1 protein-coding gene is annotated in these 989 nt (G+C 65.4%); it reads right to left on the bottom strand.

Annotated elements, in window-relative coordinates; translation table 11 throughout:
* Positions 1-25 precede the first annotated feature (25 nt).
* Positions 26-919, bottom strand: coding sequence for an IS982 family transposase (locus E1286_RS47335; protein ID WP_132623978.1), 894 nt, complete (start codon positions 917-919; stop codon positions 26-28).
* Positions 920-989 lie beyond the last annotated feature (70 nt).

Here is a 989-nt window from a genome sequence, read left to right as displayed (position 1 = left end):
CTAGACGAGTAAGTCCTAAATCGGGTCAGTGGTCGTAGGCGATCAGTGATCGGGTGATGGCCCCGCCGGTGGCGCGGTTGTGCCAGATGGCGGCGGTCAGCGCCAGGATGCGCTGGGCGATGCGGGCTCCGACGCCGGTGATGGTGCGGGCACCATGGAGTTCCAGGTCGAGCTGGCCTTTGAGAGTGTCGTTGACGGACTCGATGAGCTGGCGGATCGGTTTGAGCAGGTGCTCGCCGGGGTGAGGTGTGCGGTTGCGGTAAGACGGGCGCAGTAGCCGTACACCTTGTTCGGCCAGGAAGGCGTCCAGTTCGGCGGAGACATATCCCTTGTCCGCGACGATGAGCAGGCCGGGCCGATCGGCGAGCAGGTCCGGGTCGTGTTCGCAGATGGCCTTCAACACCTGACGTTCGTCGATGTTCGGGGTGGCCAGGGCCCAGGTGACGGGCAGTCCGGCAGGAGTACAGATCAGGTGCAGACGCAGGCCCCAGAACCAGCGAGAGTGGGAGCGGCAGTAGCCGTATCCCGCCCAGCCGGCCAGCTCCGAACGGCGCGCGGTGGGACGGGAGCGGCCACATTCGACCGGGGTGGAATCGACCACCCATACGGGGTCGAGCCAGAGGTCGGTGTCGCGGGCCAGGGCTCGGATGGCGCGTTTGAGCAGGGGCAGGGCTTTGTGCAGGCGTTTGTTGTAGCCGGACTGGCCGGGCAGGTAGGGGAAGGCGCCGGGCAGGTGCGCGGGTACGAAGCGGAGCCAGCGAGCTTCGGAGCGTACGCCGAGCAGGACCTGGGCAACTGCCAGTGTCAATAACTCGGCATCGGTGAGCTTGGGCGGGCGTCCGTGACGGGGTGAGTCCCCTAGCCAGTCGTCGATCGTCACGTACAGTGCGGTGAGAAGGGTGTTGAGGTCTTTCGTCACACATTGATCCTCGACACCCTTCGTGGTTCCCGCACTCCACACCGCAGGGACTTAGGACTTACTCGTCTAG

The sequence above is a fragment of the Nonomuraea terrae genome (assembly GCF_004348995.1).
GTDB classification, from domain to species: Bacteria; Actinomycetota; Actinomycetes; order Streptosporangiales; family Streptosporangiaceae; genus Nonomuraea; species Nonomuraea terrae.
Note: the sequence above shows the minus strand (reverse complement) of the source record. Positions and strands in the feature narration are given on the sequence as shown.